This is a genomic window from Halorussus pelagicus, from assembly GCF_004087835.1.
Taxonomy (GTDB): domain Archaea; phylum Halobacteriota; class Halobacteria; order Halobacteriales; family Haladaptataceae; genus Halorussus; species Halorussus pelagicus.
This window is the reverse complement of record NZ_CP035119.1, coordinates 2,047,912-2,062,577: the sequence shown is the minus strand read 5'-3', so window position 1 is coordinate 2,062,577 and position 14,666 is coordinate 2,047,912. Positions and strand designations below refer to the sequence as shown.

At 63.8% G+C, this 14,666-nt stretch carries 9 protein-coding genes; 5 read left to right on the top strand and 4 right to left on the bottom strand.

Going from position 1 to position 14,666, the window contains the following annotated elements; genetic code table 11:
* The first annotated feature begins 1 nt into the window (after nt 1).
* Both mtnP and EP007_RS10300 read left to right on the top strand, forming a co-directional pair.
* Nucleotides 2–856: an S-methyl-5'-thioadenosine phosphorylase gene (gene mtnP, locus EP007_RS10305; protein WP_128477573.1), complete on the top strand. Its 855-nt coding sequence runs from the start codon at nt 2–4 to the stop codon at nt 854–856.
* Between the two features lie 99 nt (nt 857–955).
* Nucleotides 956–1,426, top strand: coding sequence for a CBS domain-containing protein (locus tag EP007_RS10300; RefSeq protein WP_128477572.1), 471 nt, complete (start codon nt 956–958; stop codon nt 1,424–1,426).
* A gap of 39 nt (nt 1,427–1,465) precedes the next feature.
* Here the strand turns inward: EP007_RS10300 and EP007_RS10295 are convergent, their stop codons facing one another.
* The 4 genes from EP007_RS10295 to EP007_RS10280 form a co-directional block, all read right to left on the bottom strand.
* Nucleotides 1,466–2,527, bottom strand: coding sequence for a segregation and condensation protein A (locus tag EP007_RS10295; RefSeq protein WP_128477571.1), 1,062 nt, complete (start codon nt 2,525–2,527; stop codon nt 1,466–1,468).
* Complete coding sequence (gene smc, locus EP007_RS10290; RefSeq protein WP_128477570.1) at nt 2,520–6,101, bottom strand: chromosome segregation protein SMC; 3,582 nt, start codon at nt 6,099–6,101, stop codon at nt 2,520–2,522. Before smc ends, EP007_RS10295 begins: the two co-directional genes overlap by 8 nt.
* 25 nt (nt 6,102–6,126) lie before the next feature.
* Nucleotides 6,127–6,408, bottom strand: a complete 282-nt coding sequence (locus tag EP007_RS10285; RefSeq protein WP_128477569.1) for a DUF7518 family protein — start codon at nt 6,406–6,408, stop codon at nt 6,127–6,129.
* Between the two features lie 82 nt (nt 6,409–6,490).
* Entirely contained in the window at nt 6,491–8,134 is a 1,644-nt protein-coding gene (locus EP007_RS10280) for a sensor histidine kinase (protein ID WP_128477568.1), read from the bottom strand.
* Nucleotides 8,135–8,213: 79 nt separating this feature from the next.
* On the opposite strand from EP007_RS10280, the gene gatB reads away from it, so the two are divergent.
* The 3 genes from gatB to EP007_RS10265 all read left to right on the top strand — a co-directional run bounded on the left by gatB (nt 8,214) and on the right by EP007_RS10265 (nt 14,600).
* Entirely contained in the window at nt 8,214–9,701 is a 1,488-nt protein-coding gene (gatB, locus tag EP007_RS10275) for an Asp-tRNA(Asn)/Glu-tRNA(Gln) amidotransferase subunit GatB (protein WP_128477567.1), read from the top strand.
* A gap of 286 nt (nt 9,702–9,987) precedes the next feature.
* The gene (locus tag EP007_RS10270) at nt 9,988–10,272 is read left to right on the top strand and encodes a lytic murein transglycosylase (RefSeq protein ID WP_368408103.1); all 285 of its coding nucleotides are present in this window, start codon (nt 9,988–9,990) and stop codon (nt 10,270–10,272) included.
* Nucleotides 10,273–10,427: 155 nt separating this feature from the next.
* On the top strand, nt 10,428–14,600 hold the full coding sequence (locus tag EP007_RS10265) for a DNA topoisomerase I (protein ID WP_128477566.1): 4,173 nt from the start codon (nt 10,428–10,430) through the stop codon (nt 14,598–14,600).
* Nucleotides 14,601–14,666 lie beyond the last annotated feature (66 nt).

Genomic DNA, 14,666 nt, shown 5'->3' with positions numbered 1-14,666 from the left:
CATGACGATTGGCTTCATCGGCGGAAGCGGAATCTACGAAGCACTGCCGCTCGAAGACACCCGCGAGGAAGAGATTTCGACGCCGTTCGGCGACCCGAGCGCGCCGGTCACCATCGGCGAACTCGCCGGAAAAGAGGTCGCGTTCCTGCCGCGCCACGGCCCGGACCACCAGCACACGCCCACGAACGCGCCCTACAAGGCGAACATCCACGCGCTCAAGCAGGTCGGCGTCGAGCGAATCCTGTCGAGCAACGCGGTCGGAAGCCTGCGCGAGGACCTGCCGCCCCAGAGCCTGCTGGTTCCCGACCAGATTTTCGACCGGACGAAGCATCGAGACTCGACGTTCTTCGGCGACGGCATCGTCGTCCACATGCCCTTCGCGGACCCTTACTGCCCGCACATGGTCGAACATCTGTCCGACTCGTGCGAGACGGCGACCGACGCGGATTCCGAGGAAGGCGGCACCTACGTCTGCATCGAGGGACCGCAGTATTCGACGCGCGCCGAGAGCGAGTTCTACCGCGACCAAGGCTGGGACGTTATCGGCATGACGACGATTCCGGAGGCGAAACTCGCCCGCGAGGCCGAGATGTGCTACGCCACCATTACCGGCGTCACCGACTACGACGTGTGGAAAGAAGACAGCGAGGTCACGCTCCAAGAGGTGCTGAACAACGCCGCGGAGAACGAGGAGGCCATCAAGGAAGTCGTCGAACACGCAGTTCGGAACATGCCCGACGAGCGCGACTGTGACTGCGGCCACGCGCTCGAAGGAACCATCAACACGCCGACCGAGGCGATTCCCGACGAGACCCGCGAGCGCGTCGAACCGTTCGTCGGCGAGTACCTGAACTGAGCGAGCGCACGACGCGACGTCGGTTGGCCGACCGAGGCAGACGAGCGTCGGCCGACCAGAGGTGGACAGGTATTCGTGTCACCGGCGAGATATCCGGGTATGAAAGTCAGCGACGTGATGACCGAGCGGGTCGTCACGATAGACATCGACAACACGCTCCGACTCGCCGCGAACCGAATGCTCCACTACGGCGTGGGGAGCGTCATCGTCCTGAGAGACGAGACGCCGACCGGCATCATCACGCGGTCGGACGCGGTGGAGGCGGGCGCGAGGTCCGACGAACCGTTCAGTCGCCTGCCGGTCGAGCGCGTGATGACCGACCCCGTGGTGACGGTCCGGCCGACGGCGACCGTCAGCGAGGCCGTCGAGGTGATGGCCGACAACACCGTCAAACACCTCCCGGTCGCGGCCGATGGCGTCCTCTGTGGCATCGTCACCAGTACCGACATCGTCTACAACCACGAGGAACTGATACACGAGGTCAAAGCCATCCAAGAGCGTGAAACGGTGGCCGACGACGAAGGAGAGTCCGAAGACGCGCAGAACGAATTGCCGGAATCCTCGGCCTGAAAGGTCTGCGGAGCGCCGAGACCAACTCAACTCCGGCGGTCAGTCGGCAATCGCGGGCGTTTCGGATTCCTCGGCGGTCTCGGCGTCTTCGACCCACAAATCGCCGAACATGTCGTCTTGCTCTAAGGTGACGGTCCCGCGGTGGGAGAGAAACAGCAGCGCGAGGAACGTCTGGATTCGGGACCCGCCGATGGAGTCGATTTCGGCGTACAGCACCTCGGACCGGCCCTTCTCGTAGTGGTCCCGCAACTCCTCGCGCACGTCGTCGATGACCGCCTCGATGTCCTCGGCGTGGGCCGTGCCCGTCACGTCGTCCGCGGAGGGTTCTTCCTCGACGCGCATGTCGTCGTCCGTCCGGTAGTCGAGCGTCTGGGTTCCCCGCTGAAACCCCGACGGCGAGTCGGTCGTGTCGTAGCTTCTGGATTCTTTCCACCACGACCCGCGCTCGCGTTCTCGCAACTCACGGACGAGTTCGTCAAGCGTCTCGGGCGACCCGCGGGCGCTCTTGCGGTCGAGGCGACGCTCCATTTCGTCTTCCAACTGCTCGACCGGGTCGAAGTCGGGGAACTCCCCGTCGTCGGGTCGCGGCGCGTCCGCGCCGGGTCCCCAGTCGTCCCACGGGTCCTCCGGTTCCACGTCCTCCTGGTCGTCGTCGGCCAGCATCGCGTCGCTCTTCATCCGGAGCAGGACACTCGCGTAGAACAGCGCCCGGCCCGAGGTCCGGAGGTCCGCGCCGTCGAGTCTGTCGAGGAACTTGTCGGTGACCGTCACGATGTCGATGTCCCACGGCTCGATTTCGCCGTCCTCAGCGAGTTGCACGAGGAGTTCGACGGGTTCGGCCTCGTCGTCGCCGGGGTCCGGGTTCACCCCCAGTTCCTCGCTAATAATGGAGTTTTCGCCGTTGTCGGGCGATTCGACCGAATCGCCCGACGACTCAGACTCCTCGGCGTCGTCCGACGATTCGGACCCCTCGTCATCCTCATCGCCCAAGAGGTCCGAGGTCTCGCCCTCGCGCTTGCGCTTCTCCTCCTCGTGGCCCGCGATGTTCAGCGAGAAGTCCTCGTTGCTCTCGTCGTCGTCACCATCGGACTCGTCAATCATCTGCGGGCACCTCCTCGTCACTCTCGCCCAACTGGATGCCCGTCACCGTACTCACGTTGTCGCCTTGCATCGTGACGCCGATGGCACGCTCGGAGCGCTCCATCATCGCCGAGCGGTGCGAGACGACGACGAACTGGGCGTCGCCCGCGAGTTCGTCCACCATCTCGCCGACGCGCTCGGCGTTCGCGGCGTCGAGGAAGGCGTCCACCTCGTCCAGCGCGTAGAACGGCGCGGGGTTGTACCGCTGGATGGCGAAGATGAACGCCAGCGCGGTCAGACTCTTCTCGCCGCCGGACATCGCGTCGAGGCGCTGGATGGGCTTGTCGCCCGGTTGGGCCTTCATCGTCAGGCCGCCATCGAAGGGGTCCTCGTCGTCTTCCAGGTGGAGCGTCCCGGTCCCGTTCGACAGGCGCTCGAAGATGTCCTCGAACTGGTCGTCGATGGCCTCGTAGGCGTCCATGAACGTCGCCTTCTTCTGGTCCTCGTAGGAGTCGATGCGCTCGCGGATGCCCTCGCGCTCCTCGACGAGGACCGACTTGCGCTCCTCCAAGTCGTCCAAGTCCGCTTGCACGTCGTCGTACTCCTCGATGGCCAGCATGTTGACAGGTTCCAACTCCTCCATCTGGCGTTCCAGACGCTCGATGTTCCGCTCGACCTCCCGCAGGTCGGGAATCTCGTCGGCGTCGTAGTCGCCGACCGCGTCTTCGAGTTCCGCGATGTCGTCTTCGAGTCGGTCGGCGCTCCGCTCTAAACTTTCGAGGCGGTTCTCGACGGACTCGACCTCGGACTTCTTCTCGTCGCGCTCCTGTTGGGCCTCCCGGAGGTCGTCTTTCACGTCCCCGCGCTCGTCTTTGAGGTCGGCGAGTTCGTCTTCGAGTTCCGCGACGGCCTCGCGTTTTTCTTCGAGCAGGGCCTCTTGGTCCTCGATTTTCTCCTCCAACTCCTCGATTGTCTCCTCCTGGTCGGCTTTGCGGTTTTGGGCCTGCTCGATGTCGTCGTGAAGGTCCTCGATTGCCTCCTCGGCGTACTGTTTTTCGAGTTGGAGTTCGTTGAGTTCGCCGTCCAACTCGTCCATCCGGGCCTCTAACTCGTCTATCTCGGTCTCGATATCCTCGGCCTCGGCGGTGAGTTCCGGAATCTTCGAGTCTTCGAGTTCGGTTTCGAGGTCTGCAATGGCGTCCTCGATGTCGGCGATGGTCGCCTCGTGGTCGTCGATTTTGGCCTCTAACTCCTCCATCTGCTCGTTGACGGCCTCGCGTTCGGTCTCCATCGCCACGAGTTCGTCTTCGAGGTCGCCGATTCGGGCTTTCACCGAGTCGAGTTCGTCCTCGGTCGCCTCGATGTCGGACTCGATGGACCGGACTTGATCGGTCGCATCGCTCTTGCGGTCGCGGGCGTCGTCCAGTCGGCCCTCCACGTCGCGCACGTCCTCGCGGATGGACTTGCGCTCGTCCTCCAACTCGTTGATTCGCTGGGCGACGCGCTCCAACTGGCCCTTGCCGGACTTCGAGAAGGAGTAGCGCGACCCCGACGACGACCCGCCGGTCATCGCGCCGCTCTTCTCGACCAGTTCGCCTGAGAGGGTCACGAGTCGGTAGTCGCCCATCAGGTCGCGGGCGGTCTCCATGTCCTCGACGACTAGCGTGTCGCCGAGGACGTAGGCGAAGATGCCCGAGAACTGCGAGTCGAAGTCCACGAGATTGTACGCAAAATCCACGACGCCGGGAACGCTCGGCGCGCTCGGGAGGTTCCGGTCGTGCATCTCGGTCAGGGGCAGGAAGGTCGCACGCCCGGCGTTCCGGGACTTCAGGTACTCGATGCACGACTGGCCCACGCCGTCGTCGTCCACCACGACGTGCGCCATCCGGCCGCCAGCGGCGGTCTCGCACGCCGTGGCGTACTTCTGGTTGACGCCGCCCAACTGGCCGACGGTGCCGTGAACGCCGGGTTTCTCGGCGTTCAGAATCGTGGACACCGCGCGGCCGTACGAGGAGTCGCCGCTCTGTCCGGCCTTCGCTTCGAGTTCGGCGTACTCCTGCTGTTTGGCCTGAATCTCGTCCTCGACCGAATCGAGGTCGTCCTGTAGCTCTCGTTTCTCCTGCTTGAGGTCCGAGACCACGTCGTCTATCTGGGCGCGGTTGCGCTCGGCCTTCGCCAACTCGTCTTCGAGGTCGTCGAGTTTGGTCTCCAGTTCGGGAATCGACTCGCGGGCCTCGTCGAGTTCCTGTTCCGTGTCGCGCTCGGCGTTCGACCGTCGGCGCGACTCGTCGATGAGTCGGTCCTTCTCGCGCTGGAGGTCGTTTCGCTCGCTCTTCTGGGTCTCCAGTTCGTCTTTCTTCGCGGCGAGTTCGGCTTTCACCTCGTCGTACTCGGTGTCGATGGCATCGATTTCGGTCTCGACCTCCTCCAACTCCGCCTCCTTCTGCTGTACGTCGGCCTTCACCGAGGACTTCTCTATCTTCAAATCGCGGATGTCCGACTCGAACTCCTCGACGTTCTCTTGCTTGCGGTCGATTTCGACGAACGCCTGTCGCCGGGTGTTTTCGGCGTCCTGAATCTTCTCTTCGGCGGACTCGATGGCGTCTTCGAGGCGCGAAATCTCGCCTTTGACTTCCTCGATTTCGCTCTTGATGCGCAACTGCTCGTCTTCGCCCTTCCGCTCGATTTCGGCGTTCAGCTCCTCCAACTCGTCTTCGAGGCGGATGACTCGCCCCTGCTTTTCGTCCAACTCGGCTTGCAGGTCGGCGAGTTCGGTCTCGCGGTCCTCGATGTCCGCGCGCGTGTTCGAAAGGTCTTCGCGCTTCTCTTCCAACTCGGCGGCCCGGAGGTGGCCCTCGTACTCCTGTTTCTCGTCGCGCAGTCCCTGATACTCAAGGGCGGTCTCGCGCTCGTCGGCCAACTGGTCGAGTCGGTCCTGCTTCTCGCCGATGCGGAGTTCGGCCTCGCTGATGCGCTCTTTGACCGTCTCCAGTTCTTCGAGCGCGTCTTCCTTCTTGGCGTCGAACTCCGCGACGCCCGCGATTTCGTCGATTATCTGGCGACGCTCGTACGGCGTCATGTTGATAATCTCGGTCACGTCGCCCTGCATGACGACGTTATACCCCTCGGGGGTCACTCCGGCCTGCGCGAGCAGGTCCTGAATGTCCGAGAGGTTGACCGACCGGCCGTTGAGGTAGTAGTACGAGTAGTAGTTGTCCTCGGTCTCCTTGACCCGGCGCTTGATGACGATTTCGCCCACGTCGCCGACGTTCTCCGAGCCAGCGGCGTTGACGACCTGCGCGCGGTCCAGCGTGCCGTCGCCGTTGTCGAGTACGACCTCCACGATGGCCTCCCGCGGGCCGCTCTGTTCTTCGCTCCCGTCGGCGTGGCCGGGGTTGTAGATGAGGTCGGTCAGCTTTTCGGCGCGGATGCCCCGCGTTCGCGCCAACCCGAGCGCGAACAGGACGCTGTCGATGATGTTGCTCTTCCCGGAGCCGTTCGGACCGCTAACGGTGGTGAAATCCTCGTAAAAGGGGATTTCGGTTCGTCGCCCGAAGCTCTTGAAGTTGTCCAAGACGAGCTTTTTGATGTGCATGGTTGCTCGTACGTGGGGACTCCCGTTACGCGACGATGATGTCGTCGCCTAATCCGGAATCTTCCCCCGTCTCGTCTTCGTTCTGGGACTCTTGGCTTTTAGCCTCGTCGTTTTCCGCGGTTTCGGTCCCGTCAGGTCCGGACTTGCGCGACGGACTCGCGGTCGCCGTCTCGGTCGCGCCGCTCTCTTCAAGCGTTTCGAGTCGGTCGTGAACTTCGACTAACTCCTCGGTGAGTCCCTGAATCGTCGCTTCGAGTCGCTCGACTTTCGATTCGAGTTCCTCGACGCGCTCGCCTTGGTCGCTCATGTCCGTGTTGCCCCACGGCAGAACCATAAACGTACGTCAGACGTATGTCGGATTGGTTACTTTTTTGCGGGTGGTCGAACGCTCAGTCACCGTCCGCGGGCCGCAGGTCCATCCGGACGACCGACCCGCGGGGGTCGTTCTCGGCGAACGACAAGCGGCCGTCCGAGCGCTCGACGACCCAGTGAACCAGCCAGAGACCGAGACCGCTTCCGTGGTCGAGGTCGGTTTCCTCGCCGTCGGTCAGGACTGCGCGCTCGTGGGCCGGAATGCCGGGACCGTCGTCGGCGACCGCAACGCGGGTCCACTCCTCGCCGTCCTCGGTTATCGTCTCGACGGCGACCGACACCGTGGGGTCGTCGGTATCGTTGTGTTCGACCGCGTTCTCACAGACGTTTTCGACTGCCGCGTCGAACGCCGGGATGGCCACCGACGACCGTTCGTCGCGGACCTCGACCGACACGTCGGCCTCCGGATACTGTTCGCGGACCGTGGCCGCAACGTCGGTCACGACGGCGGCCACGTCGGTCTCGACCGGTTCGGTGCCCTCGCCCTCCATTCCGGTCCCGAGACGACGGGCCTTCTCGCCCAAATCCACGAGGTCCCACCCGTGTTCCGCGATTTTCTCGGCCGCGTTCCGGACTGCGGGGTCGTCGGACTCCTCGACGGCGAACTCGGCGTAGTTGGCCACGACGGTCATGTCGTTGCGGATGTTGTGGCGCAACACTCGATTGAACACCTGAATCCGCTGTTCGCGCTCCCGGACTTCGGCCTCGCGGGCGGCCAGCGCGTCCGCGAGGTCGTCGAATCCCTCGCGTATCTGGTGCCACTCCTCGCCCGACCCGAGACCGGGTGTGTGGTCGTAGTCGCCCTCGCGGAGCGACTGAAAGCCGTCGAGAAGCTTCTCGGCCTGCCGGATGTTGGCGTTGTACTCCCAGACCGCAAGTCCGACGACCAGCGACAGCACCAACACGAGGCTCCCGACCTGTAGTATCGCCATCTGGCAGAGGCGGGCGTCCAGCGCCGCTCGACTCCGACTGACTCGCACGGACCACCCCGTGGAGATGACGGTCGCCGTACTGGAGACGTTGTCCGCGAAGGTCATCTTCGATTCGTGGAACGTCCGGTTGCCCGCTTGGATCGAGACCGTCCGCACGTCGGTCTCAAGCGGCGGCACCATCGTGAGGAACGTGAACTCGTTGATGGGGAGTGCGGCCGCGAGGACGCCGACTCTCTCGCCGTCCTCGAAGATGGGCGCGCTGACGACGACGATATACTGGTCGGTCCCCTCGATGCGCTCGGGGTCCGTAACGTACGTCTCGCCCGTCTGGGCGGGACGTCGCACGTAGGGCCGGTCGCCGATGTCGTCGCCGATGGTCTCGCGGCGCATCCCGGAGCGAACGTCGCCCTCGAAGGCGACGACGGTACCGTTGGCCGAGACGACCTGTCCGCCGAACACGTACGGGTTGGTCAGGAGTCCGCGGAGGAACTCGTCGGACCGGTCGAAGTCGCTGGCCCGCGGCCGCGAGGCGTAGAAGCCGATGTAGTCTTTCTGGCGGCGAATCTGGGCGTCTATCTGATCGGCCGTCTGGACCGCAGTCTGGTCAACGTTCTCCCGCATCTGGGAGACCGACCGGTCTTTGGCCAGTTCGAACTGGCCGTAGACGACCGCGGTCAGCGCGAGCGTGATGACCAGCATCAGTACCGCGAACTTCGTCCGGCCCTTCACGTTTCCTGCACTTGCTCACTCCGGGGTAATGAACCTTCGTTCGTTAGTCTTTAGCGGCCCGGCCGCAAACTGGCGGGTAATGACTGCACAGGCTATCCAGCAGGAGGACCTCGCGGTCGTCATCGGACTGGAGGTCCACGTTCAACTGGAGACGGAGACGAAGATTTTCTGCGGCTGTTCGACCGACGTGGCCGACGCCGAACCGAACACCCACACCTGCCCGGTGTGTCTCGGTCTGCCGGGTGCGCTCCCGGTGTTGAACGAGGCCGCCGTCGAGTCGGCAGTCAAGGTCGGGAAGGCCATCGACGCCGACATTCCCGAGGAGACGACGTTCCACCGGAAGAACTACTTCTACCCCGACCTGCTGAAGGGGTTCCAGATAACCCAGTACGACGCGCCGGTCTGTCAGGACGGCGAACTCAACGTGGAAGTGGACGGCGAGCGCCGCACCGTGGGCATCCAGCGCGCGCACTTAGAAGAGGACCCCGGAAGCCTCCAGCACGAGGGCGGGGCCATCGACCGCGCGGACTACACGCTGGTCAACTACAACCGCGCTGGCGTCCCCCTGATGGAAATCGTGACAGACCCCGACTTCCGCGGGGCCGAGGAAGTCCGGGCCTTCCTCGCAAAGTTGGAGGAAGTCCTCGAATACCTCGGCGTGTTTGACAGCCAGCGCGACGGGAGCCTCCGCATCGACGCCAACCTCAGCGTGGTCCCCGCCGAGGAAATCGGCGAAGACGGCGACATCAGCGACGAGGCGCTCGAAGCCGCCAACCGGACCGAGGTCAAGAACATCTCCAGCCACAAGGGCGCGGAGAAGGCACTGGCCTACGAGGCGACTCGCCAGAAGAACTCGGTCAAGCGCGGCCGGGAAATCCAGCAGGAGACTCGCCACTGGGACGAGGGCCGAGGCGTCACCGTCTCGATGCGCTCGAAGGAAGCGGAGAAGGATTACCGCTACTTCCGAGAGGCCGACCTGCCGCCGCTCCGGGTCAGCGACTGGAAGCAGAAGTTGGACATCCCGGAACTCCCCGACGCTCGGCGCGAGCGATTCGGCGACGAGTACGGCCTGAGCGAGGAGGCCGCGAGCAAACTCACCTCCACGAAGCAGGTCGCGGACTTCTACGAGGACGTGGCCAGCGAGTACGACCCCGACCTCGCGGCGACGTGGGTCGCCGACAACCTGCTGGGCGAACTCAACTACCGCGACATGGCGATTACGGACGTGGAGGGTCGCCTCGACGAGTTCATGCACCTCATCGAGTTGGTCGCCGACGACGAGATTACGACGAAAAACGCCGAGGAGGTCGTCCTGCGCGACATGCTCGACGAGGGCGAGGACCCCGAGACGGTCATCGACCGCGAAGGTCTCGGCAAGGCTGACGAGGGCGCAGTCGAGGGTGCGGTCGAGGAGGCCATCGAGGAGAACCCCGACGCAGTCGAGGACTACCACACCGGCGAAGGCGGCGCGCTCAACTTCCTCGTCGGGCAGGTCATGCAGAAGACCGGTGGGAGCGCCGACCCCGGTTCGGTGAACCAACTGCTCCGCGAGCGACTGGACGAGTAGGCCCGCAAGCGACGATTGAGAAGTGTCGGGAGAGAGAAGGCGAGCAGGCGGTGCGTGATTACGATTCGATTTTGTACCGGTTTGCATCCGCGAGGGGCGCACCGCGCTCTCGCCTCGACGCCCTCGCGGCGGTCGTCAGGTCATGGGAGGGGTTGGTCCCGTTTTCAGAGATAAACCTTCGTGAGGTCGTCCGCTGTCGAAATTTGGGAGAGCCTTCTCGCCGTCGGTGTTTCCGTCGAGGAGACTCGCTATTTATTACTTTAAAGAATATTAAAATCTTAGTTATATATTAAATAGAAAGTGTGCCATACCATCACGACGCGACGCTCTCAAGAAAACCGGGGCGACCGGCGCGGGCGCGTGCGGGTCGATGCAGTTCATGCCCGCGACGTGGGACGCCTACGGCGTTGACGGGGACGGCGGCCAATTGCCCGGTGTCATCGACCTTTTTGTTTACCGCGCGAGACCGGAGGACGACTACTACGAAATCGAACGTCGCCCGAAGACGATGAACCTTGCGTGCCCGCGCACTCGTCCTCGCACGCACCCGTCCGACGCGTACGCGCCTTGAGCCGCCGCCCTCTGGCGATTTTCGCGGCGAAAGCTTTACCAATTCACTTGTCCTAGCGGGGACACGATGGACGACGAGCGACCCCCGAGCGGCGGGCGACGCCCCCGAGAGCGACCCCCGCAGGCCGGGCACTCCACCGAGGCCGGAGGTGAGGCATGGAGCTGATAATCACCGAGAAGGACAACGCGGCCAGACGCATCGCCGATATTCTGAGCGGCGAGTCGGCCGAGGCCGAGCGCAAGAACGGCGTCAACGTCTACAAGTGGGGCGGCCGCCGCTGTATCGGTCTCTCGGGCCACGTCGTCGGCGTGGACTTCCCCGACGAGTACAACGACTGGCGCGACGTGGAACCCGTCGAACTCATCGACGCGCCAATCGAGAAGAAGGCCACGAAGGAGAACATCGTCTCGACGCTTCGCCTGCTGGCCCGGAAGGCCGACACCGTGACGATTGCGACCGACTACGACCGCGAGGGCGAACTCATTGGCAAGGAGGCGTGGGAACTCGTCCGCGAGGTGAACGAGGAGGTCCCGATTCGCCGGGTCCGATTCTCCTCCATTACGGACAACGAAGTCACGAGCGCCTTCGAGAACCCCGACGAGTTGGACTTCGACTTGGCCGCCGCGGGCGAGGCCCGACAGGAGATAGACCTCATCTGGGGCGCGGCGCTCACCCGGTTCCTCTCGCTCTCCTCGCGTCAACTGGGCGAGGACTTCATCTCGGTCGGTCGGGTGCAGTCGCCCACGCTCAAACTCATCGTGGACCGCGAGCGCGAAATCGAGGCGTTCGACCCCGAGGACTACTGGGAACTGTTCGCCGATCTGCTGAAAGAGAGCGACAGCGAGGACGGCGAGGACGAGGAGGTCGTCGAGTTCGAAGCGCAGTATTTCTACCGCGACGAGGACGACAACGAGGCCGAACGCGTCTGGGACGAGGACACCGCGGAGGCCGTCTTCGAGGCGCTGGAGTCGGCCGCGGCGGCGACCGTCGAGCGCGTCAACCGGCGCACTCGAACCGACGACCCGCCCGCGCCGTTCAACACCACGCAGTTCATTCGCGCGGCGGGGAGTCTGGGCTACTCCGCCCAGCAGGCGATGAGCATCGCCGAAGACCTCTACACCGCGGGGTACATGACCTACCCCCGGACCGACAACACGGTCTACCCCGACGACTTGGACCCCGAGGAACTGCTCGACGCCTTCTCGGGCGACTACCACTTCGGCGACGACGCCGACGACCTGCTCGACCTCGACGAGTTGGAACCGACCGAGGGCGACGAGGAGACCACCGACCACCCGCCGATTCACCCGACAGAGGACATCCCCGCGAAGGGCGAACTGAGCGACGACGAGTGGGAAATCTACGAACTCGTCGTCCGGCGCTTCTTCGCCACCGTCGCCGAGTCCGCGACGTGGGAACACCTCAAAGTCGTCGCGGGCGTGGGCGACCACACACTCAAGGCCAACGGCAAGCGCCTCCTCGAAGAAGGCTACCACGCGGTCTACCCCTACTTCAACACCTCCGAGAACTACGTGCCGGACGTGACCGAGGGCGAGGAGTTGGCGGTCACAGCGGCCCGCATCGAGGACAAGCAGACCCAACCGCCCCGCCGATACGGCCAGTCGCGGCTTATCGAGACGATGGAGAAGATGGGGATTGGGACGAAATGCCTGACCGGAGACACCGAGGTACTCGTCGAGGATGGCGACGACATCGAACGAAAGCCGATAGCCGAAGTCTTCGAGCAGGGCCAAGTGGTGATGGCCGACGGAGATACCGACATCGCCGTCACCGACGACGGGCCGACCGTCCTCTCTCTAAACGAACGTACCGAACGGCTGACCGAGCGAGAGAAGACGTTGGTGAGCGCTCGTCCGATGGAGACCGACGAACGCGTCTTCGAGGTGACGACCACTGCCGGGCGATTCTCGGCGACCGACGACCACCCGGTGTACGCCCGAATCGACGGAGAGATTCAGGTCGTTCCCGTTGCAGAACTCAGTGACGGTGACGAGTTGATAGCGTCGCGCCAAATCCCAGCGGTACCCGACGAGTGCGAGGGGATAGTAGCGACGTGGGAAGAGTTCGTGTCCTCCTGCGACATATCGTCGAAACTCTACGGCGTGGACTGCAACGAAGCACTCGCAGAGTATCGTCGGGAGAGCGACGCGACTCAGCAGGAACTCGCCGACCGAATCGGAACGTACCGAGCCCAGATTTCGCACTTCGAGAACGACGACAAGGACGTTCCGGCGTGGATTCTCGGCGAACTCGGAATTCGACCGGACGAACTCCACGGGCTGAACTACGACGCCACGTTTTCGAATCCGTTCCCGCTTCAGTGGAGTCCGGAGCTAGCGAGGATACTCGGGAATCTTCTCGGCGACGGGTCGGTTCACGTCAACGAAGCGGAGAACACGGTGGATGTCCGGTATCACAACACGGACCGACGGCTCATTGAGCGGTTCGCCTCCGACATCGAATCCGTCTTCGGCTTCGACCCGAACGTGACGGAAAGACCGGGGCGTAAAGACCACCACAAGCAGAAGTATCAGGTTCAGCTCCCCGTAGCACTCGGCCGAGTTATTCGGTTCGTTCTCGATGCGGTCACGGAGGACGGTTGCCCCCGCGTACCGAAAGCACTCCGTCCGGCGTTCGTCGGCGCGCTGTTCGACGACGAAGGCCACATCTCGACGGACGGGAAGGCATTCATCTCCAACACCGACCACGAACTCCTGCGCAGCGTCTCTACGATGCTCGACGGGATGAGAATAGATGCGATGCTGAACGAGAGTCAGCACAAGCTCTACGTTCGCGGTCGTCGGAATCTGGAGCGATTCCTCGACGAGATTCCGATTGCCGCGGACGAGAAGTTCTATCGGGGTCTCGACCGACTCGACAGCTACCCAGTCATGCGACGGAAGGCTCGCGTACTCGAAGCGCTCGCAGTAGACGAGATGACCTCGGAAGAACTTAGCGAGTCGTTAAACGAGTCGGTGGCCGTGGTCCGGACCGCCCTCAGTGAACTCGACGAGGAAGGCCACATCGAGACCCGAATCGACGGAAGCAATCGTAGCCGCGATGGGAACCGAAGCTTCCACTACTCCGCAGCCGACTTCGAGCATTCGATTTACGCGACGATACAGCGGCGACCGGCGACCGTTACCGTCACGAACGTCGAAGCGCGCGACTACGACGGACGGGTGTACGACCTCACCATCGACGAGACTGCACCGAACTTCGCGGTCGAAGGCGGCGTTATCGTCCACAACTCGACCCGACACAATACCATCGAAAAGCTCTACGACCGCGGTTACATCGAGAGCGATCCGCCGCGGCCGACCCAGTTGGCCGACGCCGTCGTCACGGCGGCCGAGGAGTTCGCGGAGTTGGTGGTCAGCGAGGAGATGACCCGCGAGTTGGAGGAGGACATGACCGCCATCGCGGAGGGCGAGGCCGACCTGAGCGAGGTAGCAGACGAGTCCCGCGAGTATCTGGAGCAGGTGTTCGCCGAGTTGCGCGAGTCGCGCGAGGAGGTCGGCGACCTGCTACAGGAGTCGCTGAAGGCCGACAAGAAACTCGGTCCCTGTCCCGAGTCGGACCACGAACTGCTGGTGCGCCAGAGCCGGAACGGGTCGCACTTCGTGGGTTGCGACGGCTACCCCGACTGCGAGTACACTCTGCCGCTCCCGAACACGGGCAAGCCCCTGATTTTGGACGAGGAGTGTGGGGACCACGGCCTGCGCCACGTCAAGATGCTCGCTGGTCGCCAGACGTTCGTCCACGGGTGTCCGCTCTGCAAGGCCGAGGAGGCCGACGAGCAGGAGGACAAGGTGATTGGCGTCTGTCCGGAGTGCGGCGAGGGCGTTGGGCCGGAGGAGCAACGAGACGAAGGCGGTGACACCGCCGACGAGGACGGTGGCGAGTTGGCGATAAAGCACCTCCAGAACGGCTCGCGGCTCGTGGGCTGTACCCGGTATCCCGACTGTGACTACTCGCTCCCGCTCCCGCGCCGGGGCGACATCGAGGTCACGGACGAGCGGTGTGAGGAACACGACCTGCCGGAGTTGGTGGTACACAGCGGCGACGAACCGTGGGAACTGGGCTGTCCCATCTGCAACTATCGGGAGTTCCAAGCCCGCGAGAGCGAGTCGGGAAGCGACCTCGAATCGCTCGACGGCATCGGGTCGAAGACCGCCGAAAAGCTCTCGGAGGCCGGTATCGAGAGCATCGAGGACCTGAAAGACGCCGAAGTTGAGCGCGTGGCCTCGCAAGTGCAGGGCGTGAGCGAGGACCGACTTCGCGGCTGGCAGGCGAAGGCGGACTAATAGATAATCGGAAAGCCGAGAGCTCGTCACGTCTCACTCTCTTCGGCAAAATACTGCGTCCAGACC